Origin of the sequence: Devosia geojensis (assembly GCF_000969415.1) — a bacterium.
GTDB classification, from domain to species: Bacteria; Pseudomonadota; Alphaproteobacteria; order Rhizobiales; family Devosiaceae; genus Devosia; species Devosia geojensis.
Genome location: NZ_JZEX01000120.1, coordinates 1 through 26,180, shown reverse-complemented (window position 1 = coordinate 26,180; position 26,180 = coordinate 1). Strand labels below are relative to the sequence as shown.

The following is a 26,180-nucleotide window of genomic DNA, read 5'->3' as shown; positions in this document are numbered from 1 at the left end:
CTTTTCTATTGCGTCTGCGTCTGGAACTCGAAGAGTTCGCGGAAGACGCCCGGAAGCAGGGCCGAGAGCGGGTTGATTCGGAACTGGGGATTGTCGAGGGGCCCGCGCACCGCGAAGGTGACGCCGACGAGCCCCTCACCTTCCCGGCCGCCGAGCAGCGGGCCGAGCAGCGGTATCTGGCGGAATGCGTTGTTGAGCCCGAAGAGCGGCACATAGGTGCCGGTGAGGTCGTACTGACGCTGGTCGGTATAGATGTAGCCGCGCACCGTTCCGCCGATGCTGGAGCCGGCGAGCACGCCCTCGTTGACCTCGATGCGATCGTCGCGACGGGTGAAGGTGACGCGGCCGCGCTGGAAATCCAGCCGGTTCTGCTGGGCGATGAGCTCGCGCGAATCCTGATGGTTGCCAAGCACTTGCGCCACGTTCGCTTCGTCGATCAGCGAGAAGTTCTGCAGCTGCAGCTCGCCGACTTCCGTATCGCGCGCGGCATTGCGGTTGAGCACGAGGCTGCCCTGCCCGCCGGCGAGCTGCGAATAGACGCCGAGAAGCCGCAGGATCGTGCCGGCGTCGTTGAACGCCATCGACATGATGCGCCCCTCGGGCGTGGTGTTGGTGGTGACGGCGAGGGCGTTGCCTTCACTGAAATTGGCGGTGACGTTGGCGCGGCGCAGGTCCGAGCCCGAGAGCAGCAGGTCGACATCCACGTTGAACGCGGTGGTCTGATAGAAGCCGATCGCCCGGTCGAGCTCGACGTCGAGGGCGAGCATCTCGTTGAACTGGGTGGTGCTGACGCCGCCGGTGCCGGTGCCCAGGCCGAAATAGCGGCGCAGCATCGGCTTCAGATCGAACTGGCGCCCGCGCATGACGAGGCCGTAGCCCCCGTCGATCGGCGCAACGCGAACGGTGGCGTTGTCGCCGCTACTCAGCTGGAATGTCGAGAATTCAGCGAGTTGCAGCCCATCGCTCATGTGATAACTAAGCGAACCTGCCAGATGTGCGCTGCCGAAGGTGAGGTCGATGTCGCGCAGCTCCGTCACCTCGCCATCTGGCGCGACGACGGCGCGCAGCGTGCCCGGCACGCCGGAAGCCTTGGAGACGCCGATGTCCTCGAGGGTGATGCGCGCATTGGTCAGGTCGGCGATGGCCTGGAACGTGCCGTCCGGCATGGGCTGGCCGACGACGCGCACCTCGCCCGAGAAGAAATCGGAGACGTCGAACCCGAGCTTGGCGAGATCGTCGGCCGAGACGGTCGTCGCGAGGCGCAGGGTCGGCTCGGCGCCGATCGCCCCTGTGAACTCGATCTCGGCTTCCTTGCCGTCGATGGCCGCGGTGCCGCCGAGCTGGAAGCCCTCCTGAGAGGCGCTGAACATCAGCCGTCCATCGCCGACCCGGTGATCCATGACGGGCTTGCTGCTGGAGAAGCCGTTGACCGAGCCGTTGAGGACGTAGTCGATGCGGAAGGGCTCCTCGGCGCCCTCCTCGTTCAACGTGACGGTTCCGAGCATCGCGGCGTCCACGGTGCCGGTCAGAGCATCGATGTCCAGGGGTAGGTCGAGGTTTTCGATGAGGCCCGGCTGCTGCTCGCGCACCAGGGCGATGAGCGACGGGATGTTTGAGCGGATATCGCCGGAAACCTCGAAGATGCCCCGGCCGTCGACGGAGGTTTCCATGGCGAGCGCGGGGTTGGACACGGTCACGGGGCCCGCCTCGGTCGGAAACTCGCCACCGGCGGCGGCAACGGAAAGGTCGTCGTCGCGCAGGCGCAGCGTCACATCGCCGGCGACCTCAATGGGCGCCATCTCGGGGGTGGCGCGGGCGACGACGCCTGTTCCGACCAGATCGATGGAGATGGAGTCCTCGGGCAGGGGAACGTCTTCCTCACCGATCGCCAGGGACCCGACGGGGAAGGAGAAGCGCATTCGCGTGTCCTTCACCGCACCGTCGGACACGTTGGCGACGAACCAGTCCCGGCTGTCGCGGGCCATCATGTAGGGCCAGATGCGCTTCACGTCGTCGGCGCTGACGCCCTGGCCCGAAAGAGTCAGGTCGATCCCCATGCCGGCCCGCAGCATGTCGATGCGGCCGGACATCTCGATGCGCCCGTCACCCTTGCGCGCCACCAGCCGGTCGATACCGGTCGCGCCATAGAGGGGCGCAGACCAGCCGGTGAGCGTCACCTCCTCGAATGGAGCCTGCGGCGCTTCCATGTCGCCAGGGTGAAGCGCGAGGTTGCGGGCGGTCATCGACATGCCGATGGTCGGCCCATAGGCCTGGTCGAGCCCGAGGGCAAAGACGCCCGAAACGTATGCGGAGCTCTGCCCGATGCTCAGGGCGCTCTCGGCCATGGTGAAGGTCGCGGTGTCGGGCGACCAGTCGATGTCGACGATGGAACTGGCGATGGGGAAGAAATCGTCCTTGATGCGCAGGTCGAGGCCGGTGAGATCGAGCTTGAACTCTCCGTCTTCCGGATCGCCGGTTTCGGGGGTGAAATGCACGTCGATCGATATCGCCCCGGCGCCGCGCACGGCGATCAGCGCGTCGGGGTCATCGATGAACGGCAGGAAGGACGCGAAGTCGATATTGGCGATATCGGCCTCGAGGCGCGTACCGCCATCCTGCTCGACGGTGCGCGAAAGCGTGCCGGCCATGGTGCGCCCGCCGAGCCGGGCGGAGAAGGTGCCCTGCACGACCTCGCGGTCGCGCCCCTGGGCGACATCGAGGGAGATGTCCTCGAAGCGGCGGAAGAGGCCGTAGACGGAATCGCTCATCTCGACGACGCCGTCGCGGATGACGAGGCGCGAGAAGCGCCCCATCTCCACCTGCTCGACGATATCGGCCATCCCCGTTTCGGCGGCCTTGAGGTTATAGACCAGCCAGTCGTTGTCCGAACGCAGCTGCACCGAGCCGTCGGCCGGGGATTGCCCGTTGAGCGCCACGCCGTTGGCGGAGATATCGATGGCGGGAAAGGAGGTCTCGCCCTCGAGAACCCGTACCGTCGCCGGCCCGCCCTCCGGATCCTCGACCAGCTCGAAACGGGCAACCCGCGGGCCGAAGAGATCCTGCACCATCTGGATGTGAGGTCCGACCATGGTGACCGTGGCGCTCGGCTGGCCGAGGAGCGCGCGGATCGGCGAGAAGCCGATCTCGAGCGCCTCCATGGCGATCAGCGCGCCGGTCTTGGAGTCGGAAAGGGTCACGTTGTTGAACTGGAGGACGGGCCAGACGCCACCCTCGATGGCCAGCCCCATGTCGCCGAGCTCGAGGTCGGTCGTCGGGGCCATGGTCGACATGGCGAGCGCCCGCGCGCCCTGGCTGACATAGGGCAGCCGGATGGGGGTGATGAGCAGGACGACGTAGAGAAGGACCAGGAGCGCACAGGGAACGCCCAGAACCCAGGCCACGATGACGGCGGCAAAAGGCAAACGCGGCCTGCGGCGCGCCGAAATTTCCGGCGTGTCTGCGGTTGCGGTCAGTTCTGACGCCTTCACTTGCTCGCGTATCTGGGCTCGGTCGATATGTCCTGGCCCTCCATGGAATCAACCGCTCGGGTCTATTGCTGAATGATACCGGCTGGAATAAGGCACCAAAACCCTTACCATCCATCGGTTCCAAGCATCTGACGGGAAAAGTTCCATGAGCACACCCTCGATCGGCGACAGCGCGCCCGATTTCGCCCTTCCGACGGATGCCGGCACGACATTCCGCCTGTCGGACCACAGGGGGCGTCCGGTCGTGCTCTTCTTCTATCCGCAGGACGACACCGACAACTGCACCCGCGAGAATCAGGAGTTCTCGCAGACCGCCGCCGCATTCGAGAAAGCCGGCGCCGTGCTTGCCGGCATCTCACCCGACAGCATCGAATCCCACTGCCAGTTCCGCGACAAGTACGGGCTCAAGGTGCCGCTCCTCTCCGATCCGGACCACAAGGCGATCGGCCCCTACGGCCTTTGGCAGCAGAAGAAGCTCTACGGGCGCGAATACCTCGGGCTGGTGCGCACGAGCTTCGTCATCGACGCCGAAGGCAGGATCGCGGCGATCGTTCCGGCGACCCGGATCAAGGGTCATGCCGAGAAGGTATTGAAGGCGCTCGAGGAGGTCGTGGCGCGCTGAATATCGGCTGGCCATAGCGCTTTGCGCGTTGTTAACCAAACTCCGCCATAGTTCGCTAACCATAAGCGGCATGGAGCGAGTGCGTGAGCGGGCGGCGTGGAAAGGCAAGCGGCATCCCTGCCCCGCTGTTCTACGGGCTGACCGGCCTGCTCATGCTGACCAACGCGCTTGCCGTCGCCGGCCTGCTGATGAGCCCGGATATCGCGCGACTGACCAGCGGGCAGAGCGAGGACCTCCTCTCGGCCTACGAAGACCGGATCACGCAACTGCGCATCGAGGTCGACCGGCTCTATTCGCGCAGCTACGCACAGGCGGGCGACCTCAACCTGCAGCTCCAGGAGCTTTCGCAGCAGCAGGAACTGCTTTCCGAGCAGCACGAGCTGGTGCGGGCGCTCGTCACCAAGGCGGGGGAACTGGGGATCGAAGCGGCCGCCCTGCCCTCCGGCGCGGACGAAACGCTGGAAACAAGCGCCGCCTATCTGCCGGCGACGGGCAATCCCGATGTCGACGCCACGGCGCGCACCCTCGGGGCCATGATGGCGGAATCGCGTGCCGCGATGACGGCGATCTCGCATGCGGCGACGGGCAAGACGGAAAACATCGTCGCCGAGTTCCGTGCGCTGGGCATCGCCGTCGACCTGCCCGAGGGAGCCGCTGCCGGCATGGGTGGTCCCTTGTTGCCGCCGGCGGGCGAGGACAGCGCCTCGCTTGACCTCGTCGGCGACGCCAATTCCGTGATGGCGGCGCTCTACCGTTACCAGGCGGCCAAGGGCGCCATCGAACGCGCGCCGGTGCACATGCCGATCGCGGGCAGCTATCGCCAGAGCTCGGGCTTCGGCAACCGCCGCGATCCTTTCACCGGCGGCCGCGCCTTCCATGCGGGCCTCGATTTCGCCGCGGCAACCGGAACGGCCGTGTTCAGCGCCGGCGAGGGCAAGGTCACGTTCGCCGGCCGGCAGGCGGGATACGGCAATCTCGTCGAGATCACGCATGGCAGCGGGCTGGTGACGCGCTATGCGCATCTCTCGGCGATCCTCGTCGACAAAGGCCAGGAGGTCGTCGCCGGCACGCCGATCGCCCGCGTCGGCTCGACGGGGCGGTCCACCGGGCCGCACCTGCATTTCGAAGTGCGACGGGACGATGCGCCGCTCAATCCGAAGGCGTTCCTGGAATCGGGAAAGCGGCTGTCCCAGCTGCTTTGAGGTCGCCGGCCGCCGTCATTTGCGGGAAAAGCGAGCCCAACGAGCAATTGCACGTCCCGCTTGTTCATACACCTTGCGGCTGTGGCGACATCTCGGGATGGGTCCCGGCTTTCGCCGGGATGACAATCGGGGTGGTGGTGGAATTGTGCCCACCCAGGGCGTTGGGGGTTAGGCTTCCTCGGTCAGCCCGACGCGCTGGGCGAGCGCGGCTTCCATGAACTGGTCGAGGTCGCCGTCGAGGACGGCCGAGGGCTGGCTGGTTTCGACGCCGGTGCGCAGGTCCTTGACCATCTGGTAGGGCTGGAGGACGTAGGAGCGGATCTGGTGGCCCCAGCCGATGTCGGTCTTGGTGGCCTCGGTGGCGTTGGCCGCCTCCTCGCGCTTCTGCAACTCGAGCTCGTAGAGTCGTGCGCGCAGCATGTTCCAGGCGGTCGCCCGGTTCTTGTGCTGGCTGCGCTCGGCCTGGCAGGCGACCACGATCCCGGTCGGGATGTGGGTGATGCGGATGGCCGAGTCGGTGGTATTGACGTGCTGGCCGCCCGCGCCCGAGGACCGGTAGGTGTCGATGCGGCAGTCGCTCTCGTTGATCTCGATCTCGATGGTGTCGTCGATGACCGGATAGACCCAGACGCTGGAGAAACTGGTATGGCGGCGCGCCGCCGAATCATAGGGGCTGATGCGCACCAGCCGGTGCACGCCGCTCTCGGTCTTCAGCCAGCCATAGGCGTTGTGGCCCTTGACCTGGATGGTCGCGGACTTGATGCCGGCTTCTTCGCCGTCGTGGATCTCGATGGTGTCGACCTTGAAGTCGCGCTGCTCGGCCCAGCGCGAATACATGCGCAGCAGCATGTTGGCCCAATCCTGGCTCTCGGTGCCGCCGGCGCCGGAGTGGATTTCGACAAAGCAGTCGTTCTTGTCGGCTTCACCCGAAAGGAGCGTTTCGACCTGCAGGCGCGCCGCCTGATTGCGCATCTCGACGAGCGCGGCTTCGGCCTCCTTGACGATCTCCTGGTCTCCCTCGGCTTCGCCGAGCTCGATCAGCTCGACGTTGTCGCGGATGCCCGATTCCATGGCGTGCACGGCCGAAACCTGCGCGTCGAGATCGTCGCGCTGGCGCATGACGTCGCGCGCCTTTTCAGGGTCGTTCCAGAGATCGGGGGATTCGGCTTGCGCGTTCAGCGCGTCGAGGCGTGTCTGGGCTGTATCCCAGTCAAAGATGCCTCCTCAGCAGGGTCAGAACCTGCTCGATTTCGCCGACGACTTTCTCGGTTTCCGCACGCATGGACATGTCCTTGTTACCGGCGCTTCATGTAGCGAAGGGGGGCGCAAGGATCAACCCGGCCTGTGGAGATCGCAAACCTCAGAACAACCCGCCCCGGTTAAAGGCTGGGTCCATGTAGACCCCGTTGCCGGCCGGCTGGGTGACGGCGGCAGCGGGCGGCAGCTCCATATAGGTCTGGTTGCCGACGCCGATGACCGAAGTCATCGAGTTGGGCCCGGTGCCAGGCTTGAACGCCTCGAGGATGGCCGACTGGCCCTCGGAGACCTTTACGCCGGACGTCGGGTCGATCCAGTCCGCCACCATGCCGGACGGCATATTGAACGGGGTCGGCGGGTGGCCGGCCAGCGCCTTGCCGACGAAATCGGTGAAGATCGGCACGGCGACCCCGCCGCCGGTCGAGGCGTTGCCCATGCTGCGGGGTACGTCGTAGCCCATATAGACGCCGACGGCCAATTCGGGCGTGAAGCCGACGAACCATGCATCCTTGTAGTCGTTGGTGGTGCCGGTCTTGCCGGCGACAGGACGGTTGAGTGCGCGCGCCACGGTGCCGGTGCCGCGCTGGACGACGCCCTCCATCATCGAGGTGATCTGGTAGGCGGTCATGGGATCGAGCACCTGCTCGCGGTTGTCGACGATGTTCGGCTCGGCCTGGCCGTGCCAATCGCCGGCGACGCACCCTTCGCAGAGGCGGTGATCGTGGCGGTAGACGGTCTTGCCGTAGCGGTCCTGGATGCGGTCGATGAGCGTCGGCATGATGCGCCGGCCGCCATTGGCGATGGTGGCGTATGCAGCCGTCAGGCGCATGTTGGTCGTCTCGCCGGCGCCGAGCGCCATGGCGAGAACCGGCATCATGTCGTCATAGACGCCGAAGAGCTTGGCGTATTCGGCGACCAGCGGCATGCCGATATCCTTGGCGAGCCGCACGGTCATGACGTTGCGGCTGCGCTCGATACCGCGCCGCAGGGTCTGCGGGCCGTAGAACTCCTGGGCGTAGTTCTCGGGCCGCCAGATGGAGCCGTCCGGATTGCGGATCTCGACGGGCGCGTCGAGCACCACGGAGGCCGGCGTATAGCCGTTGTCGAGGGCCGCGGCGTAAACGATGGGCTTGAAAGCCGAGCCCGGCTGGCGCAGCGCCTGGGTGGCGCGGTTGAACTCGGATTCAGCGAAGGAGAACCCGCCGACCAGGGCGACGACGCGCCCCGTGCGCGGGTCCATGGCGATGAGGGAGCCTTCGATCTCGGGCACCTGCTGGAGGGTATAGACCCCCTCCTTACCGGCGACGGGCGAGACATAGACGACGTCGCCGACCGAGAGCAGCTGCGAAAGGGAGCGGGAGACCCAACGGATGTCGGGGCCCGACAATATGCCCGTCTCCCTTTCGGGCCCGACGCCGCCGTCGACTTCCCGGGTAGGGCGCAGGCCGATGACGGCCTCGTTCTGGCGCATCTCGAGCACGACCGCGAGCCGCCATTCGGGCACGTCGCTCAGCGGCGTGATGGCGGCGACGTCGAGACCCCAGTCGTCGCCGATCTCGATGCTGGCGACCGGTTCACGGAAGCCGCGCGACTGGTCGAAGGCGATCAGCCCCTTCATCAGAGACTCGCGGGCATATTCCTGAAGCTGCGGATCGAGCGTCGTGCGCACGGAAAGCCCGCCGCCGTAGAGCTGGTCCTCACCGTAGAACCTGGCAAGCTGGCGGCGCACCTCCTCGGTGAAATACTCGGCCGAATAGAGCTGGCTGCCGGACTGGCGGGGGATGACGTTGAGCGGCTCCTGCTGGGCGACGGTCATCTCGTGCGTCGTGATGTAGCCGTTGTCGCGCATGCGCTCGAGCACCCAGTTGCGCCGCTCGATGGCCGCCTCGGTGCGGCGGAAGGGATGATAGTTGTTGGGCCCCTTGGGGAGCGCGGCGATATAGGCGGCCTCGGCCAGGGTCAGCTGGTAGAGGGCCTTGTCGAAATAATTGAGCGCGGCGGCGGCGACGCCGTAGGAGTTGAGGCCGAGGAAGATCTCGTTGAGGTAGAGCTCGAGGATCTTGTCCTTGGAGAAGGTCGACTCGATGCGCAGCGCCAGGAGCGCTTCCTGGATCTTGCGGTCCCAGGTCTGCTCGCTGGTCAGGAGGAAGTTCTTGGCGACCTGCTGGGTGATGGTCGAGGCGCCGACGAGGCCGCTGCCGCCGTCGATCTGCGTCATGATGTTGTCGCGCACCGCGCGCATGACGCCGTCGATGGCGATGCCGTTATGGGTGTAGAAATCCTTGTCCTCCGCCGCGAGAAACGCCTGCACCAGGAGCGGCGGCACGGTCTCGATCGGCTGGAAAAGGCGCCGTTCGCGGGCGAATTCGGCAAGCAGCGTCCCGTCAGCCGCGTGGACGCGGGTGGTGACCGGCGGCTGATAGTCCTTGAGGACGGTATAGTCTGGCAGCGCGGCGGTGACGGTCGTCAGGTAAACGGCAGCCGCTCCCACGGCGCCCAGCGCCAGGAACATGCCCAAGCCGAAGAGCCAGCCCAGAACACGCAGCATTCGTCTTCAGACCCTTTCCCGCAAACGGCGGGCTTTCACAACTACCGCAGGAATCATAGCAAATCCGCAGCGGTTTGTGCATCGCCGATGCGCATGGCGATGCAGGCACGTTCGCGCGTGACCGGATTGCAACAGTGGGCGATGCGGGCTCAGTTGACTGCCGCCTGGTCCGGAGGCGTGGCTTCGATCTGATCGAAATAGCTGGAAATGCCCCGCGCGATGGCCTCGGCGGTGCGGTCGCGCCACTCGCTCTGCATCAGATTGGCGATATCGGTGGCGTTGGAGAGAAAGCCCAGTTCGACGAGGACGGAGGGAACGTCGGGGGCCTGGAGCACGAAGAAATCGGCCTGGCGCACCGGAAAGCGGCGCAGCTCGACGCTGGGCTCGAGCTGATGGACGATGGACCGGGCCGCCATATAGGACTGCACGCGCATCTCGCGGCGCATGAGGTCGACGAGGATGTCGACCACCTGGGGGGCCATCTGCGGCACGGCAAAGCCGGCGATGATGTCGGACTTGTTCTCCTGCTCGGCCAGCACGCGATCGAGCACATCGGTCGCGTTCTCGTCGCGGGTATAGACGCTGGCGCCGCGGATCTCGGGCTGCTGGAAGCTGTCGGCGTGGATGGAGATGAACATGTCCGCCTTGTTCTGGCGGGCGAGCGCCACGCGCTCCTCCAGCCGCAGGAACACATCGCTCTCGCGGGTCAGCGCCACGTCGAAACGGCCTGATTCGACGAGGATTTCCTGCAGGCGCAGGCTGAAGGCGAGGACGATGTCCTTCTCCTTGACGCCGTTGGCGGTCTCGGCGCCGCTGTCGATGCCGCCATGGCCCGGATCGATGACGACGAGGGGCCGGGTGTCGGTGGCGATATTGGAGCCGCCGGGCTCGGTCGAGATGTGGGGGACGGCGTCCTGCCGGGCCGCCTGTGAGGCGGCGAGGTCGCGCGCGACGTTCTCGGCGAAGATCTCGGGCGTCGCGGGAATGATGTCGACGACGAGGCGGGCCGGCTGATCGTCGAACGGATCGAGCATATAGGCCTGCTGCACCTGGGCGGAACCGGCCAGCGTCAGCGTGGTGCGCACACGATCTGGCGCGGTCTGCTCGACGGTATAGGCGGAGATGATCCCCTCCCCGGCCGGCGCGTCCGGCTGCCCGATATCGACGCCCGAGGCGCGCACGTCTATGGCGAGCCGTTGCGGCTCGTCGAGGGAAACGAGGGCGAATTCGGTGATGGCGCTGAGATCAAGGACGAGCCGCGCACGCTCCTCGGTGGTCGAGACGCGCGCTTCGAGCACGGAAGGCAGCTCGGCCTGCGGCGCAGCCGGAGTTTCCTGCGCCTGCTGCGCGGCGGCGGGAACGAAAACCGACAGGAGGACGAGGAGCACGTACGCGAGCGGGAAACGGATCGATTTGAACAAGAGCCGAACGCTTCCTAGATGAGGTGGCACGACAATCGTCGCGGGAGCCCGAGCTTGGGGCGATTCTGCGGCGGTTTTCGGACTTATGGGGCGATTTGCGGCCGCGTGCCAAGGCGCAGAGCGCAAAAGTGACCGGAAAACGCGGGTTTCGACTTTCCTGTTGCCATTCGGTTGCAACACCCCTAAACGCTAGAGAGAGGCGCGAACCCTTTCGCATGCAGTTCGCCGCGGCCCCCTTGAGGCTGCCCTGCATGCGGCAAAAAGGGAGCGTCCGGGCGCAGTGGCAAGAAGCCGGCGCGCCTGGCAGAAATGCGGTGACGCTCACGCCTCTTGCAGAATTTCGGCCCTCCGGGGCCGGACGGCCGGCGGCGTTCTCTCTCGTGCCGGCGGCCCAATAGGAAGAGGTCACATGGCCCGAAGGCGGACACTACGCACGGCGATCGGTACCCACGATTGCGCGTTTGTCATGCTTTGCTCTTCCGGCCCGACCCACAAGACCGGCGCGGTTTCCTGCGCCACCCCCATCAAACCATTCGCCTCGCATGGCGCCAGCCCCAGGGCATTCCGTTCAGGAAGTCCGCCTGGCGGCGCGCGAGCGCGCGGAGTTCTCTTTTATGGCTACAAAAAGAATGCTGGTGGATGCCATCCACCCGGAAGAAACACGGGTCGTCGTTACCGCCGGTAACCGGCTCGAGGAGTTCGATTTCGAAAGCGCCACCCGGCGCCAGCTACGCGGCAACATCTATCTGGCCAAGGTCACGCGGGTCGAACCCTCGCTGCAGGCCGCGTTCGTGGAATATGGCGGCAACCGCCACGGGTTCCTCGCCTTCTCGGAAATCCATCCCGACTACTACCAGATCCCCGTCGCCGACCGCGAGGCGCTGCTCAAGGCCGAAGAGGCCGAGCACCAGGAGGCCGATGCCGAGCATGCCGAGGAGCACATCAGCCTCCCCGAAGGCGTGACCGAACCGGACGCCGAGACCGATCCGCAGGAACACGACGACCCGAGCAACATCGAGCAGGCGCCGGACAATGCCGAGCCGGTCGAGAGCGTGGGCGGGGCCGACGCTCTCGAGGAAGTGCCCGAGCGCCGCCAGCGCAACCTGATGCGCAAGTACAAGATCCAGGAAGTGATCAAGCGCCGCCAGGTGATGCTGGTGCAGGTGGTCAAGGAAGAGCGCGGCAACAAGGGCGCGGCGCTGACGACCTATCTGTCGCTGGCCGGGCGCTACTCGGTGCTGATGCCCAACACGGCGCGCGGCGGCGGCATCAGCCGCAAGATCACCAACGCGGCCGACCGCAAGCGCCTGAAAGAAATCACCTCGGACCTCGAGGTGCCCAGGGGGATGGGCGTGATCCTGCGCACCGCCGGCGCCTCGCGCACCAAGGCGGAGGTGAAGCGCGATTTCGAATACCTGATGCGCCTTTGGGAGAATGTGCGCAACCTGACCTTGAAGTCGCAGGCGCCCTGCCTCGTCTATGAGGAAGGCTCGCTCATCAAGCGCGCCATCCGCGATCTCTACAACAAGGACATCGGCGAGGTGCTGATCGCGGGCGACGACGCCTACCGCGAGGCCAAGGACTTCATGCGCATGCTGATGCCCAGCCATGCCAAGAACGTGAAGCCCTACGGCGAGGACCAGCCGCTCTTTTCCAAATATAATGTCGAGAACCAGCTCGACCAGATGTTCTCGCCGCAGGTCACCCTGCCCTCGGGCGGTTACATCGTCATCAACCCGACCGAGGCGCTGGTTTCCATCGACGTGAACTCCGGCCGCTCCACCAAGGAGCACAATATCGAGGATACGGCGCTCCAGACTAATCTCGAGGCGGCAGAGGAAGTGGCGCGGCAGCTGCGGCTGCGCGACCTGGCCGGCCTCATCGTCATCGACTTCATCGACATGGTCGAGAACCGCTCCAACCGGGCGGTGGAGCGCAAGCTCAAGGAATGCCTCAAGGAAGATCGGGCGCGCATCCAGGTGGGCCGTATCAGCCATTTCGGGCTGATGGAGATGAGCCGCCAGCGCATCCGCTTCGGCGTCGTCGAAAGCTCGACCCACAAGTGCCCGATCTGCGACGGCACCGGCCTCGTGCGCTCGACCGAGAGCGTCGCGCTGATGGTCATGCGGCATGTGGAAGACCACGTGCTGCGCAAGCCCGGCCTGTCGATCAACGTGCGCGTGCCCGTCGAGGTCGCGCTCTATATTCTCAACTTCAAGCGTGAATCGCTGATCGCGCTCGAGGCGCGCAACAACCTATCGATCACCATCACGGCCGACGCCAAGCTCATCGGCCACCAGTTCGCCATCGAACGCGGCGAGCAGCGCGCGACGGCCTATGGCGAGCAGCGCGCCGTCGAGCACGTGCGCGTCGACAGCGCCGCGATCGTCGACATCGACGAGGACGAGCCCGAGGAAGAAGAGGCTTTCGCCGAGGCGGAGGCCGGGCGCGAGGACGGCGAAAACGGTTCTTCGCGCCGCCGCCGCCGTCGCCGCCGCCGTGGCGGCGAGCGTGGCGATGAAGCGCCGCGCCGCGCCGAGCAGACCGGTGAAACCGAGACTGCCGAAGCCGACGAGGAAGAGGAAGCCGGCGAAGGCCGCGCCGAGGTCCAGGCCGGGGACGATACCGGCGAGACGCGCAAGCGCCGCCGTCGCGGACGTCGCGGCGGACGGCGCAACCGGCGTGGCGAAGGCGAGAACGGCGTGCAGGCCGTTTCCGAGGACACTCAGGGCAGCGAAGCCGCTGAGGCGGGAGAATCCGAAGCGGTCGTGGAGGTCGTGACCGAGGAGCCCGTCGCCGAAGTTGCAGCCGAGGCCCCTGCCCCCGAGGCCGCGGCCGAAGAGCCGGCTCCTGAAAAGCCCAAGCGTGCACGCCGCTCGCGCAAGACAGCCGAAGTTGCGGTGGAAGCCAGCGCGCCCGAGGCGGTGAGCGAGGTTGCTCCGGCCGCCGAGGAAGCGCCGGCCGAGGAAAAGCCCAAGCGCAAGCCGCGGGCCCGCAAGCCCAAGGCCGAGGCTGCGGAGGCAACCGATGCGGCAGCGGCCGCCGCGGTCGAGGAAGTTCCCGCGCCCTCGCCTGCTCCCGAGCCCGTCGAGGCCGAGCAACGGCCCAAGCGCGCCAAGCGCGAGCTGCCGCCCGACGAGATCGTGGTCAGTTCAACGACCAAGCCCGAGGGCGAGACCGAGCCCAAAAAGAAGGGCTGGTGGCAGCGCCGGTTGGGGCTGGGCTAGGTTCCCAGCGAGACTGAATGGAAGGCGGGCTTCGGCCCGCCTTTTCTATTTCAGCCAGGCCGACATGCGCTCGAGCGCGGCCTCGATGGTCGCCTGCGTGCCCGCATAGGAAAAACGGACGAAACCGTTGCCGCTGGTGCGGTCGAAGTCGACGCCGGGGGTTGCCGCGACGCCTGCCTCCTCGAGGAGCCGGTGGCAGAAATCCATGGCGTCGTTGGAAAAGCGGCCGATGCCGGCATAGGCGTAAAACGCGCCTTCCGAAGGCGGGCCGATGTCGAAGCCGAGATTGCGCAAACCTTCGCCCAACAGCACGCGATTGCGGGCATAGCCGGCCTTCTGCGCCTCGGCATAATCGCGCTCGCCGAGCGCCACCGTCGCGGCGATCTGGCTGAGCGTCGGAGCGGAGATGAAGAGGTTCTGCTGCAGGATCTCGGTGCGGCGGACGAGGTCCTGCGGCATCACCATCCAGCCGATGCGCCAGCCGGTCATGCAGTAGTATTTCGAGAAACTGTTGATGACGATGGCGTCGCGGGTTAGCTCGAGGGCGCTGACGGAAGGGCCGCTATAGTCGAGGCCGTGATAGATCTCGTCGGAGATGAAGCGCACGCCGAGGCGCGCGCAGGTCGCGACGAGACCGGCGAGGCCCCCGCGGTCGACGGCGGCGCCGGTGGGATTGGCGGGGCTGGCAAAGAGCAGTCCTTCGAAGGGGGTCTTCGCGTAAGCTTGCGCCACGGCGGCGCCGGTGAGCTTCCAGCCGTCGGCGGCGGACACGGGAATCTCGACGACCTCGAAGCCGAGGCCGATCAGCGTGTTAACGTAGGCCGGATAGCCCGGTCGCGTGATGGCGATCCTGGCGCCGGGCCGGAAGGCGGCATGGAAAGCGAGGATGAAGCCGGCCGACGAGCCCATGGTGGCGACGATGAGGCCGGGCTCGACGCCGACCCCGTGCTGGTCGGCATAGTAGCGGGCGAGCGCCTCGCGCAGCTCGCTGGTGCCGGTGGCGTTGGTATAGCCCTGCGGATCGGGGAGCGCGCGCGCCACGGCTTCACGTACCTTCGGGGCGGGCGGCGCGCCGGGCTCGCCGACCTCGAGATGGCAGACGCTGCGCCCTGCCGCCTCCAGCGCCCTGGCCTGGCGCATGATCTCCATGGCGTGGAACGGCTTCAGCTCGGGGGATGGCTGGTCGGTCATGAGAGCTCCGGGTCGGTGCATCTGCGGTAGCGAAAAGCCGCGCGCGCCTCAACCAGAATTGACCAGCCGCTTGCATGGGGCGACGCGATGCGGTGATAAACCGGGGGAGCCCCAGGGCTGCCTGCTGATTCCCGGAGTGTTTCGATGTCCCGCCTCACCCTTGCCGTCATCGCCCTCGTCGGCGCCATTGCCGGCGGTGCGGCCGTCTATGCGTTGAAGCCTGCACCCGAGCCGGTGACGGACGTCGCGGCCGTGCGCGCGATCGTGGAGGACGTGCTGGCCGAGCGCCAGGCGGCCGAGCCGGTCGAGACGGCGAGCGCCGAGATCGATCCGAACGAGATCAATCCGATGATCGAGAACTACCTGATGGGCGACCCGACGATCCTGCAGCGGCTCTCGAGCGCGCTCGACACGCAGCTGCGCGCCGAGGAGCGCAGCAAGGCGCGCACCGCGCTCGCCTCGGTCGAGGCCGACATCTACGACGCCGAGGGACACGTGGTGCTCGGCAACCCGCAGGGCGACGTCACCCTGGTCGAGCTGTTCGACTACAACTGCGGCTATTGCCGACAGGCGCTGCCGCACCTGGCGCAGCTCATCGCGGAGGACCCGAACCTGCGGGTCATCCTCAAGGAATTCCCGATCCTCTCGCAGGAATCCATCGAGGCGGCGCGCATCGGCGTGCTGGTCGCCGAGGCGGACGTCGACTACTGGGACTTCCACGAGACGCTCTTCACCTCGCGCGGCCAGGTGAACAAGGAAACCGCGCTTGCGGCAGCCGAGGCGCTGGGGCTCAGTCGCGTCAGCCTCGAGCTCGACATGAACACCGAGCGGGTCGCGTCGGTCATCCAGAATTCCTATGAGATCGCGCGCGCGCTCAATATCACCGGCACGCCGACCTACATCATCGGCGACGAGATCATCCCCGGCGCCATCGGCGTAGAGGAACTGCGCCAACGCATCGAGAATGTGCGCGAGTGCGGCTCGGCGCAGTGCGAGAGCTGACGAAACCCCGGAAAACCGCCGCGCGGTCTTTGCCTTTTCAGTGCAATTCCTGTAGTCGAGCTTGCGCTGGCCAGAGGGCCAGTGCACAAGGCGGAGACCATGGCCAAACGCGTTCTTGTCCTCAACGGACCGAACCTCAACCTTCTGGGCACGCGCGAGCCCGGCATCTACGGGGCGGCGACGCTCAAGGATGTCGAGCACCTTTGCGCCAGCACCGGCAAGGAACTTGGCCTTTCCGTCGACTTTCGCCAGACCAACTACGAAGGCGAGATGGTCACCTGGATCCAGGACGCCCGCAAGACGGCCGACGCGATCCTCATCAACCCGGCCGCCTATTCGCACACATCGGTCGCCATTCTCGACGCGTTGAAGGCCGTGGGCCTGCCCGCTATCGAGGTGCACCTTTCCAACATCCACCAGCGCGAGCCGTTCCGGCACCATTCCTATGTCTCGAGCGTGGCCTACGCGGTCATCTGCGGGCTGGGGGTGACGGGCTACAGGCTGGCGCTCGAGGCGCTCGCCGAGAAACTCAACAGCTAGTCGTCGCGTAACCGCGGGAGACCCCGACAAATGAACAAGGCATCGCAAGTGGACCAGGACCTGATCCGCACCATTGCCGAACTGCTCAACAAGGAAAACCTCGCCGAGATCGAGATCGAGCAGGACGATTTCCGCGTGCGTGTGACGCGCTCCTTCGCCAAGGAGATGGTGACCTACGCGGCGCCCGCCCCCGCCTACATGCCGTCGGCCGCTCCCGCCGCGCCGCTCGCCCCTGCCGGGTCCGTCGCTCCCGCGGCGCCAGTCGCCGAGGACCTCTCCTCGAACCCCGGCACCCTCACCTCGCCCATGGTCGGCACCGCCTATCGCGCGCCCGAGCCCGGCAAGCCGCCGTTCGTGGAAGTCGGCAGCAAGGTCTCGGAAGGCCAGACGGTGCTGATCGTCGAGGCGATGAAGACCATGAACCAGATTCCCGCGCACCGCTCGGGCACGATCACGCGCATTCTCGTCGAAGACGCCCAGCCGGTCGAATATGGCGAACCGCTCGTCGTGATCGAATAAGGAGAGGCGGATGTTCTCCAAGGTCCTCATCGCCAATCGCGGCGAGATCGCGCTGCGCGTGCTGCGCGCCTGCAAGGAGCTGGGTATCCAGACCGTCGCCATCCATTCGACGGCCGACGCCAACGCCATGCATGTGCGCCTCGCCGACGAGAGCGTATGCGTGGGACCGCCGCCGGCGCGCGACAGCTATCTCAACATCCCCTCGATCATGGCCGCCTGCGAGATCACCGGCGCGGACGCGGTCCATCCGGGCTACGGGTTCCTCTCCGAAAACGCGCGCTTCGCGCAGATCCTGACCGAGCACAACGTCACCTTCATCGGTCCCTCCGCCCACCACATCGAGATCATGGGCGACAAGATCACCGCCAAGAAGACGGCGGTGGAGCTTGGGATCCCCGTGGTTCCGGGGTCGGATGGAGCAGTTTCCACCGAGGCCGAAGCGCTCGCGACCGCCAAATCGATCGGCTATCCCGTGCTGATCAAGGCGACCGCCGGCGGCGGCGGGCGCGGCATGAAGGTGGCCAAGACCGAGGCGGACCTGCTCGTCGCCTGGTCGACAGCGCGCTCCGAGGCCAAGGCCGCTTTCGGCAACGACAGCGTCTATATGGAAAAATACCTCGGCAAGCCGCGGCACATCGAGGTGCAGATCCTCGGCGACGGCCAGGGGAACGCGGTACACCTGGGCGTGCGCGACTGCTCGCTGCAGCGCCGGCACCAGAAGGTGTGGGAGGAGGCCGGCGGGCCGACCATCACCCCGGAGGAGCGCGACCGCATCGGCGAGATCTGCGCCGCCGCCATGCGCAAGCTCAAATACTCGGGCGCCGGCACCATCGAGTTCCTCTACGAGAACGGGGAATTCTACTTCATCGAGATGAACACCCGCCTGCAGGTGGAGCATCCGGTGACCGAGCGCATCACCGGTGTCGACATCGTCTACGAGCAGATCCGCGTGGCTTCAGGCGAGAAGCTGTCGCTGACGCAGGAAAACGTGCAGTTCTACGGGCACGCGATCGAAGTGCGCATCAATGCGGAAGACCCGCAGACGTTCGCGCCTTCACCGGGCACCATCACCTTCTACCATCCGGCCGGCGGGGTCGGCGTGCGCGTCGATTCGGCGGTCTACCAGGGCTACAAGATCCCGCCCTATTACGATTCGCTGATCGGCAAGCTGATCGTCTACGGGCGCAGCCGCGACGAATGCCTGCAGCGGCTGCGGCGGGCGATCGACGAGTTCGTCGTCGACGGCGTCAAGACGACGCTGCCGCTCTTCCAGCGGCTGATCAAGGAGCCGGACATCCTGGCCGGCAACTACGACATTCACTGGCTGGAAAAGTTCCTGGCCGAGAACAAAGCCTAGGTTGTGTGGACATTTAGGTGATGGCGGCCTGCAAAGGGCGGTTTTCTGCGCTTGCCGTGCTCACGTACCCGAACGTACGCTGCGCGCCGGTTCTCAAAAACCACCCTTTTCGGCTCACCCTGACCTAACTGTCCACACAACCTAGGACCAATCGCCATTCTTAGCAGACGAGTTCCGACGAAACGTCTTCGCACCTGGCGGCGAGGCGTTCGCCTTGCTCCCCAGGCAGCGCGGCAAGAAACGCCTTCAAGGTGCGGTCGTAGCGCTCCGGGTTTTCCGCGCGCGACTGGAGATGATCGGCGTGCGTGCGCAGGAAGAGGGTCTGCCCGTACCGCATCGTCAGCAAGCGCTCGCTGATCCCGATGGGCACTATGCGGTCGCCCGAACCGTGGACGAGCATGACCGGTCCAGGAAATGCGGCAAGGTTCGGCAACACCTCGGCCTCGGAAAGATCGACACCGTGCTGAATGGCGAACAACGCCTGGGCTCCCTTGGCCAAGAGTCCTGCGAACGGCAGATGGAACGCTTCCGCGCTCGACCGGGCAATGGCTGGAAAATCAAGGGCGGGCGAATCCATCAGCAATGCTTCGACGTTGCCGGCATGGCCTGAGTTCTTGAGGAACTGCCCGAGCACTCCGCCGCCCATCGAGTCGGCCGCGATGATGACTCGGGCGGCGCCGTTGGCCAGGGCGTATTCGACGGCTGCGTCGAGGTCCGGCCATTCGGTCAGGCCGAAACTGTAGATGCCCTGCGGCGAGGACGGTGCGCCGACATCGTTGCGATAGGTGATCATCAGCGCTGGATAGCCGGCTGCGTGCAGCGCCGGCAGATACCGATAGCCACCCTCGCGGGTGCCCGCGATACCGTGCACGAAGATGGCCCAGACATCGCGCGAGGGGACCTGCGGCCTCACCAGCCAGGCAGGCGCCTCTCCGCCCTCCGTCGCGATCGCGACGGTCTCGAAATCGAAGCCGAACGCCTCGCGCGGATCGCCGCGATAGGACAGGTCATATGGCGTGGCCTCGGGGTTCTCGGGCGTGGCGAGAACGGCATTGCCGACGACAAGGATTCGGTTGAGCATGTGGTTGAAGAAAATGCCGCCACCAACGACATACACAACAAACAGGCCTGCCACGGCGACGAGAATAGCGATCATGCGCTTGCGCACACCTGCCCCCAACAAAACACCGACTCGGTCGACAGTAACGAGCGGCCGCATCCTGCGCCAGCGTGCGGAATAGGCTCATGTCCCGCCCGTCCAACCCGTTCGACATCGAGATCACGCCGGAGCTGATCCTGCGCGCCTATCGGGCAGGCATTTTCCCGATGGCAGAGGACGCGACTTCGGCCGATCTCTTCTGGGTTTCGCCGGACCAGCGGGGCATATTGCCGCTCGATGGGTTCAAAATCTCAAAAAGCCTGCGCAAGACGTTGCGCAGCCATGATTTTTCTGTACGGGTCGATACCGACTTCACGGGGATCATCGACGGCTGTGCGGAACCGGCGCCGGACCGGCCGAGCACCTGGATCAACAGGTCCATCCGTTCGGTCTACGGCGAGCTCTTCAGGCGCGGCGTCGCACACACTGTCGAGGTGTGGGACGGAGAGGAGCTCGCGGGCGGGCTTTACGGCCTTGCCATCGGCGGCGCGTTCTTCGGGGAATCGATGTTCCACCGGCGCACCGACGCCTCCAAGATCGCGCTTGCCCATCTCGTCGAGCGGTTGATGGCCGGAGGCTTCAGCCTGCTCGACACGCAGTTCGTGACCCCCCACCTCGCCTCGCTCGGCGGCATCGAGATCCCCCGCGAGAAATACGAGAACCGGCTGGCCGAAGCGCTGGAGGCCGAGGGCGACTGGTGGGCCTGGGACCGCAGATGACCCACCTGCCCGCCGCCTGGCGCGACCGGTTCGGTCTCTTTGACGGCCATGCGCAGGATATCGGCAAGTCCGGCGCCGATGTGGTGCGGCTGCGGCGAGAGGGTGAGCCGGACCTCTTCGTCAAGAGCGAGACTGTTGGCCCCTTTTGCGAACTGCCGGCGGAAGTCGCAGCGCTGCGCTGGCTCGAAACGGCCGGACTGTCGGCACCCCGTGTAATCGACACTTGCGAGGCCGACGGGCGGCATTGGCTGCTGATGTCGGCGGTGCCGGGCACCGACATGGCCTCGACGCCGGAGCTGCCGACCGAACAGCTCGTGCGCGAATGCGCGCTGGCGCTGCGGAGGTTGCATGCGATCGATCCGGCAACATGCCCGTTCGACCGACGGCTTGCCGTCACGATCCCGATGGCCGAGCACCGCACCAGCAGCGGAGCGGTCGACGAGACCGATTTCGATGACGAGCATCTCGGGCGCACGGCCGTGGAACTGCTGGCCAGGCTCACGGCCCCGGATGCCGGAGGAGAACGACCTCGTCGTCTGCCACGGCGATGCGTGCATGCCCAACTTCATGGTCGCGGACGGCAGGTTCTCCGGGTTCATCGACTGCGCGCGGCTGGGCGTCGCCGACCGTCACCAGGACCTGGCGCTCACGACACGCAGCATCGCGTTCAACGCGGGATCCGATGCCGTCGGCGACTTTCTTGCCGCCTATGGGATCGAGCCGGACGCAGACAAGATCGCTTTTTACCGGCTGCTCGACGAGTTCTTCTGAAAGCCGTTATTGGCCCGATGAGTCGCGCGCTTCGGGCGGCGGCACGTCGGAGCTCGTCTTGCATTCGACGAGCCAGACGTCGTAGACGGCGTGATCGACGGCGTTGAGGGCCGGACTGTCGGCGAAGACCCAGCCGGCGAAGATGCGCTGCGAGGTGCCGTTGAGGCTGCGCTGGTCCACCTCGATGAAGGCGGAGGTGCGCTGCAGCGTCTCGCTCGCCGATCGGTTGTAGCAAGCGCGCGGCGTGATCTCGAGGGCGCCGAACAGGACCGTTTCGCCGATATAGACGTCGAACTGGGTGAGGCGCGCGGTGATCTTGTCGAGCCCGGCGAAGACCGCGATAGGGTTGGCTATGGGTTGGGCGTGGGCGGCGGTCGGCAGGGCCAGGGCTGCCAAAAGCATCGCGGCAAGACCGAGATACCCCCCTCCCATCCTCCCCCGCAAGGGGGGAGGTGCCGCATCGTGCTCGATGCACGATCCAGTCAAGGGAACAGCATTGCACCTCCCCCCTTGCGGGGGAGGTTGGGAGGGGGGTGGTTCAGAAGTGGAATGCATGCCCCACGCCCGCCGCTCACTCGGGCGACCAGGCCTCGTAGTCGCCGGTGACGCGCGGGCGCTCGCCCTTGTTCATGAGGCTGCCGTCCGGCCGGTAGGCGGCGGCGGTGCCGGTCAGGTTCGGCTCGTGCGGCTTCTGCCAGTCGCGCGGCTTGTAGTTGGTTTCGGTGGGGATCACGTCGGTGCGATAGTGCATCCAGCCGTGCCAGCCGGGAGGAATGGTCGAAGCCTCGGCGGGGCCGTTGTACATCACGTAGCGACGGCCGTGCTTTTTATCGAGGTAGTAGCGGTTGCCGAACTCGTCGGTGCCCACCTGCTTGCCGAACCGCCGGATCCAGAGGCGGGTGCCCCAGGTCTGGCCGTGCCACCAGACGAAGATTTCCGAGAGGAACTGCTTGATGCCGTTGCTTGCCACGAGACGATTCCGTGCCGAAGAGAAGTCTGTCAGGCGGGATGTAACATGCAAGGTGGCGCGAGCCTAGCCCCAAGCGCGCGTGTGCGGGCACCTTACCCGACACAAGCGCTGGTGGTTCCCCCTACCCTCTTCACATGCCGCAAAATTTCGGTGCTTGACAGCGTTCTGTCACATGAGTCTCGTCAAACGGGACTATGGTTAACGCCCGGTTTCCGGCGGATGCCGCGTTCTCGATCCGCTCGATTCCGCGCGTGCTTAGCGGTGATTCCTAGCAGGACGAAGGAGGTGTTCATCGCCTGCTTCAAGAAGGCAAGAACACGCCCCCAAACCCCGTGTTTCGCTTGAACTTTGTCCCCGCAATCCACATATTACCCATACTAGTGGTTGTCTCGAAGGACCGCCCGAACACTAGACCTTGTGATTTCTGGCGTTGACGGCCCGTTTGAATCGGAACAGTCTTTTCGACGGTCCGGGGCGATGCGATCGCCTCGAGCAAGTCTCGCTTCAAGAGCGCCGGCACCAGACCGGGGCGTAAGCGGGGCGCGGGGCAAGTTTCCGGCCCGCGCGAGCGGACTGGTTGGTAAGCGTCAACGACAAGACACACGGAGAAGCCGGTTTTCGGCTCGCGGGCCCGTGCCCGCCAAATTGGGGACTACGCATGCGTATCGAACGTCGATTCACCAAGGCCAATGCAGACCGTTATGCCGGTATTGAGTTCCGCTCGGCCACGAGCGAAATCCGCAACCCCGATGGTTCCGTGGTCTTCAAGCTCGAGAACATCGCCGTGCCGGCCGCCTGGAGCCAGGTCGCGGTCGACATCATCGCGCAGAAGTATTTCCGCAAGGCGGGCGTCGCCAAGGTCCTGAAGAAGGTCGAAGAGAACGACGTTCCCTCGTGGCTGTGGCGCTCGGTGGCCGACGAGAAGGCGCTGGCGGCGCTCCCCGAGGGCGAGCGTTTCGGCTCCGAGATGGACAGCCGGCAGGTGTTCGATCGTCTCGCCGGCACCTGGACCTACTGGGGCTGGAAGGGCAAGTATTTCGACAGCGAGGAGGATGCGCGCACCTTCTTCGACGAGCTCGCCTACATGCTCGCCAGCCAGCGCGTCGCCCCCAATTCCCCGCAGTGGTTCAACACGGGCCTCCACTGGGCCTATGGCATCGACGGCCCCGGCCAGGGGCACTTCTACGTCGACCCGTTCACCGGTAAGCTCGTGCAGAGCAAATCCGCTTACGAGCACCCCCAGCCGCACGCCTGCTTCATCCAGTCCGTGGAAGACGATCTCGTCAACGAGAACGGCATCATGGATCTCTGGGTGCGCGAGGCGCGGCTCTTCAAATACGGTTCGGGCACGGGCTCCAACTTCTCGCGGCTGCGCGGCGAGGGTGAGAAGCTCTCGGGCGGCGGCAAGTCCTCGGGATTGATGTCGTTCCTCAAGATCGGCGACCGGGCGGCGGGCGCGATCAAATCCGGCGGCACGACCCGGCGCGCGGCCAAGATGGTCGTCGTCGACATCGACCACCCGGATATCGAGCAGTACATCAACTGGAAGGTGAAGGAGGAGCAGAAGGTCGCCGCGCTCGTGACCGGCTCCAAGACCGTCTCCAAGCACTTGAAGGCCATCATGAAGGCCGCCGTCAACTGCGACGGCAATGGCGACGACTGCTTCGACGTCGCCAAGAACCCGGCGCTGAAGCGCGAAGTGCGCGCGGCCAAGAAGGCGCTGGTGCCGGAGAACTACATCTACCGCGTCATCCAGTTCGCCAAGCAAGGCTATACGGATATCGAATTCCCGGTCTACGACACCGACTGGGACAGCGAGGCGTACCTGACCGTTTCCGGCCAGAACTCCAACAACTCGGTGCGCGTGACCGACGACTTCCTTAACGCCGTCGAGGCGGACGGGGACTGGAACCTCATCGGGCGCATCAAGGGGAACGTCACCAAGACATTGAAGGCGCGCGACCTCTGGGAGCAGGTCGGCTACGCCGCCTGGGCCTCGGCGGATCCGGGCATCCAGTACCACACGACCATCAACGAGTGGCACACCTCGCCGGAAGCCGGGCCGATCAACGCGTCGAACCCGTGTTCGGAATACATGTTCCTCGACGACACGGCGTGCAATCTAGCTTCGATCAACCTCCTGCCCTATCGCGGCAAGGACGGCGTGTTCGACACGGCCGCGTACGAGCATACCGTGCGGCTGTGGACGATCGTGCTCGAAGTTTCGGTGATGATGGCGCAGTTCCCGTCGCGGGCGATCGCCGAGCGCTCCTTCGAATACCGGACCCTCGGCATCGGCTACGCCAATATCGGCGGGTTGCTGATGACCTCGGGCATTCCCTATGACTCGGCGGAAGGCCGCGCCATCGCCGGCGCCGTCACCGCCATCATGACGGGCGTCTCCTATGCGACCTCGGCCGAGATGGCCAAGGAGCTGGGGCCGTTCAAGGATTACAAGCGCAACGCCAAGCACATGCTGCGCGTGATCCGCAACCATCGCAACGCCGCCCACGGCAATGCCGAGGGCTATGAGGGCCTGTCGATCAATCCGGTGGCGCTCGACCATGCGAACCTGCCGGACGCGAACCTCGGCGAGCGGGCCAAGGCCGCCTGGGACGCGGCGCTGGCGCTGGCCGAAAAGCACGGCTACCGCAATGCGCAGGTTTCCGTGATCGCACCGACGGGGACCATCGGTCTCGTCATGGACTGCGACACGACGGGCATCGAGCCGGACTTTGCGCTCGTCAAGTTCAAGAAGCTCGCCGGCGGCGGCTACTTCAAGATCATCAACCGGGCCGTGCCCCCGGCGCTGCGCACCCTCGGCTACAGCGAGGACCAGATCGCCGAGATCGAGGCTTATGCGGTCGGCCACGGCAACCTCAACCAGGCGCCGGGGATCAATCCGGGAACGCTCAGGGCCAAGGGCTTCACCGACGAGAAGATCGAGGCGCTGAACGCGGCGCTGAAGTCGGCCTTCGACATCAAGTTCGTGTTCAACCAGTGGACGCTGGGCGCCGACTTTTTGAAGAGCCTCGGCGTCACCGACGTGCAGCTCAACGATTTCTCCTTCGAGCTGCTGCCGTTCCTCGGTTTCAGCAAGAAGGACATCGAGGCCGCCAACATCCATGTGTGCGGGGCGATGACCCTCGAGGGCGCGCCGTTCCTCAAGGAGGAACACCTGCCGGTGTTCGACTGCGCGACGCCCTGCGGCAAGATCGGCAAGCGGTACCTCTCGGTCGAATCGCACATCCTGATGATGGCGGCGGCGCAGCCCTTCATCTCGGGCGCGATCTCCAAGACCATCAACATGCCCAACGACGCGACCGTCGAGGACGCCAAGAACGCCTACATGCTCTCCTGGCGGCTGGCTTTGAAGGCCAACGCGCTCTACCGGGACGGCTCCAAGCTTTCGCAGCCGCTCAACTCCTCGCTGTTTGCCGACGAGGACGATGAGGACGAAGAAGAGGCCGCCGAGCAGCTCGTCGCCATCGCGGCCGGCGAGCGCGTGCCGGCGGTCGCCGAGCGCATCGTCGAGAAGATCATCGAGCGCGAGATCGAGGTGCGCCGCCGCGAGAAGATGCCGGACCGGCGCAAGGGCTATACGCAGAAGGCGATCGTCGGCGGGCACAAGGTGTACCTGCGCACCGGCGAATACGACGACGGGCGGCTGGGCGAGATCTTCATCGACATGCACAAGGAAGGCGCCGCCTTCCGTGCGATGATGAACAACTTCGCCATCGCCATTTCGCTGGGCCTGCAATACGGCGTGCCGCTCGACGAATATGTGGAGGCCTTCACCTTCACCCGCTTCGAGCCGGCCGGCATGGTCATGGGCAACGACCGGATCAAGAACGCCACGTCGATCCTCGACTACGTGTTCCGCGAGCTCGCGGTCTCCTACCTCGACCGCAACGACCTGGCGCACGTCAACCCGGACTCGCCGACTTCGCTCAGCAAGGGCGTTGCCGAGGAACAGAGCGCGCGCTCGGGCGCCGCGCCCGCCCCGGTGCCCGCTGAGCGCTTTGTCTCCCGCGGAATGACCCGCGGCAAGGTGCAGAACGCGGCGCTGATGCTGGTGCCGACGGCCCATGTCGAGGCCAACCCGGTCGGGGCCATGCAGACCTCTACGGTGACGGCGCTGCGCGCGTCGACGGCCCTCAAGCAGGAAGCCGCCCTCGCCCCGGCCG

The 26,180-nt window shown here is 65.8% G+C and carries 17 protein-coding genes and 1 pseudogene; 10 read left to right on the top strand and 8 right to left on the bottom strand.

What is annotated here, in order from left to right:
- Nucleotides 1-5 precede the first annotated feature (5 nt).
- The gene (locus VE25_RS13850) at nt 6-3,422 is read right to left on the bottom strand and encodes an AsmA-like C-terminal domain-containing protein (RefSeq protein ID WP_046109229.1); all 3,417 of its coding nucleotides are present in this window, start codon (nt 3,420-3,422) and stop codon (nt 6-8) included.
- Nucleotides 3,423-3,633: 211 nt separating this feature from the next.
- Here VE25_RS13850 and VE25_RS13845 point away from each other — a divergent pair, with 211 nt between their 5' ends.
- Entirely contained in the window at nt 3,634-4,110 is a 477-nt protein-coding gene (locus VE25_RS13845; protein ID WP_046109228.1) for a peroxiredoxin, read from the top strand.
- An 83-nt stretch (nt 4,111-4,193) separates the two neighbouring features.
- Entirely contained in the window at nt 4,194-5,312 is a 1,119-nt protein-coding gene (locus tag VE25_RS21910; RefSeq protein WP_052731969.1) for a M23 family metallopeptidase, read from the top strand.
- 168 nt (nt 5,313-5,480) lie between these two features.
- On the opposite strand, the gene prfB is transcribed toward VE25_RS21910, so the two are convergent.
- The 3 genes from prfB to VE25_RS13825 all read right to left on the bottom strand — a co-directional run bounded on the left by prfB (nt 5,481) and on the right by VE25_RS13825 (nt 10,538).
- Nucleotides 5,481-6,594, bottom strand: a protein-coding gene (gene prfB, locus VE25_RS13835) for a peptide chain release factor 2 (protein ID WP_152664626.1) whose coding sequence is annotated in 2 segments (ribosomal slippage) — nt 5,481-6,524 and nt 6,526-6,594 — 1,113 coding nt in all. Because the reading frame shifts where the segments join, the coding sequence is not laid out codon by codon here.
- A gap of 78 nt (nt 6,595-6,672) precedes the next feature.
- Nucleotides 6,673-9,117 (bottom strand): penicillin-binding protein 1A, encoded by a 2,445-nt coding sequence (locus VE25_RS13830; RefSeq protein ID WP_046109226.1) that lies wholly within the window; start codon nt 9,115-9,117, stop codon nt 6,673-6,675.
- Nucleotides 9,118-9,266: 149 nt separating this feature from the next.
- Nucleotides 9,267-10,538, bottom strand: coding sequence for an N-acetylmuramoyl-L-alanine amidase (locus VE25_RS13825; protein WP_052731968.1), 1,272 nt, complete (start codon nt 10,536-10,538; stop codon nt 9,267-9,269).
- A gap of 614 nt (nt 10,539-11,152) precedes the next feature.
- On the opposite strand from VE25_RS13825, the gene VE25_RS13820 reads away from it, so the two are divergent.
- Nucleotides 11,153-13,765 carry an Rne/Rng family ribonuclease gene (locus tag VE25_RS13820; protein WP_046109225.1) on the top strand — a complete coding sequence of 871 codons (2,613 nt, stop codon included), beginning with the start codon at nt 11,153-11,155 and terminating at the stop codon, nt 13,763-13,765.
- A gap of 45 nt (nt 13,766-13,810) precedes the next feature.
- On the opposite strand, the gene VE25_RS13815 is transcribed toward VE25_RS13820, so the two are convergent.
- The gene (locus tag VE25_RS13815) at nt 13,811-14,956 is read right to left on the bottom strand and encodes a pyridoxal phosphate-dependent aminotransferase (RefSeq protein WP_046109224.1); all 1,146 of its coding nucleotides are present in this window, start codon (nt 14,954-14,956) and stop codon (nt 13,811-13,813) included.
- Between the two features lie 144 nt (nt 14,957-15,100).
- On the opposite strand from VE25_RS13815, the gene VE25_RS13810 reads away from it, so the two are divergent.
- The 4 genes from VE25_RS13810 (at nt 15,101) to accC (ending at nt 18,374) form a co-directional block, all read left to right on the top strand.
- The gene (locus VE25_RS13810) at nt 15,101-15,958 is read left to right on the top strand and encodes a DsbA family protein (protein WP_052731967.1); all 858 of its coding nucleotides are present in this window, start codon (nt 15,101-15,103) and stop codon (nt 15,956-15,958) included.
- Between the two features lie 99 nt (nt 15,959-16,057).
- On the top strand, nt 16,058-16,498 hold the full coding sequence (gene aroQ, locus VE25_RS13805) for a type II 3-dehydroquinate dehydratase (RefSeq protein WP_046109223.1): 441 nt from the start codon (nt 16,058-16,060) through the stop codon (nt 16,496-16,498).
- A gap of 30 nt (nt 16,499-16,528) precedes the next feature.
- Nucleotides 16,529-17,017 (top strand): acetyl-CoA carboxylase biotin carboxyl carrier protein, encoded by a 489-nt coding sequence (accB, locus tag VE25_RS13800; RefSeq protein ID WP_046109222.1) that lies wholly within the window; start codon nt 16,529-16,531, stop codon nt 17,015-17,017.
- Nucleotides 17,018-17,027: 10 nt separating this feature from the next.
- A complete protein-coding gene (gene accC / locus VE25_RS13795; RefSeq protein ID WP_046109221.1) occupies nt 17,028-18,374 on the top strand; it encodes an acetyl-CoA carboxylase biotin carboxylase subunit in 1,347 nt (448 codons plus the stop codon).
- Between the two features lie 160 nt (nt 18,375-18,534).
- On the opposite strand, the gene VE25_RS13790 is transcribed toward accC, so the two are convergent.
- Nucleotides 18,535-19,542 (bottom strand): alpha/beta hydrolase, encoded by a 1,008-nt coding sequence (locus tag VE25_RS13790; protein ID WP_052731966.1) that lies wholly within the window; start codon nt 19,540-19,542, stop codon nt 18,535-18,537.
- Between the two features lie 77 nt (nt 19,543-19,619).
- Between VE25_RS13790 and aat the strand changes: the two genes are divergently transcribed.
- Nucleotides 19,620-20,252 carry a leucyl/phenylalanyl-tRNA--protein transferase gene (aat, locus tag VE25_RS13785; protein WP_046109220.1) on the top strand — a complete coding sequence of 211 codons (633 nt, stop codon included), beginning with the start codon at nt 19,620-19,622 and terminating at the stop codon, nt 20,250-20,252.
- Nucleotides 20,249-21,023: pseudogene (locus VE25_RS23110) on the top strand (APH(3') family aminoglycoside O-phosphotransferase). Before aat ends, VE25_RS23110 begins: the two are co-directional and overlap by 4 nt.
- A gap of 6 nt (nt 21,024-21,029) precedes the next feature.
- Here VE25_RS23110 and VE25_RS13775 read toward each other — a convergent pair.
- Both VE25_RS13775 and VE25_RS13770 read right to left on the bottom strand, forming a co-directional pair.
- A complete protein-coding gene (locus VE25_RS13775) occupies nt 21,030-21,425 on the bottom strand; it encodes a DUF2155 domain-containing protein (protein ID WP_244466930.1) in 396 nt (131 codons plus the stop codon).
- Nucleotides 21,426-21,594: 169 nt separating this feature from the next.
- A complete protein-coding gene (locus VE25_RS13770) occupies nt 21,595-21,978 on the bottom strand; it encodes an NADH:ubiquinone oxidoreductase subunit NDUFA12 (RefSeq protein ID WP_046109237.1) in 384 nt (127 codons plus the stop codon).
- A gap of 673 nt (nt 21,979-22,651) precedes the next feature.
- Here VE25_RS13770 and VE25_RS13765 point away from each other — a divergent pair.
- Nucleotides 22,652-26,180 (top strand): vitamin B12-dependent ribonucleotide reductase (locus VE25_RS13765; RefSeq protein WP_052731965.1); only part of this gene is annotated, 3,529 nt, incomplete at its 3' end.

Excerpts from the sequence above, each read along its gene's own strand:
- aroQ (WP_046109223.1), top strand. The coding sequence starts at position 16,058 with ATGGCCAAACGCGTTCTTGTCCTCAACGGACCGAACCTCAACCTTCTG.
- VE25_RS13820 (WP_046109225.1), top strand. The coding sequence starts at position 11,153 with ATGGCTACAAAAAGAATGCTGGTGGATGCCATCCACCCGGAAGAAACA.
- VE25_RS13830 (WP_046109226.1), bottom strand. The coding sequence starts at position 9,117 with ATGCTGCGTGTTCTGGGCTGGCTCTTCGGCTTGGGCATGTTCCTGGCG.
- VE25_RS13810 (WP_052731967.1), top strand. The coding sequence starts at position 15,101 with ATGTCCCGCCTCACCCTTGCCGTCATCGCCCTCGTCGGCGCCATTGCC.
- aat (WP_046109220.1), top strand. The coding sequence starts at position 19,620 with ATGTCCCGCCCGTCCAACCCGTTCGACATCGAGATCACGCCGGAGCTG.
- accB (WP_046109222.1), top strand. The coding sequence starts at position 16,529 with ATGAACAAGGCATCGCAAGTGGACCAGGACCTGATCCGCACCATTGCC.
- accC (WP_046109221.1), top strand. The coding sequence starts at position 17,028 with ATGTTCTCCAAGGTCCTCATCGCCAATCGCGGCGAGATCGCGCTGCGC.
- VE25_RS13845 (WP_046109228.1), top strand. The coding sequence starts at position 3,634 with ATGAGCACACCCTCGATCGGCGACAGCGCGCCCGATTTCGCCCTTCCG.
- VE25_RS13775 (WP_244466930.1), bottom strand. The coding sequence starts at position 21,425 with ATGCTTTTGGCAGCCCTGGCCCTGCCGACCGCCGCCCACGCCCAACCC.
- VE25_RS13815 (WP_046109224.1), bottom strand. The coding sequence starts at position 14,956 with ATGACCGACCAGCCATCCCCCGAGCTGAAGCCGTTCCACGCCATGGAG.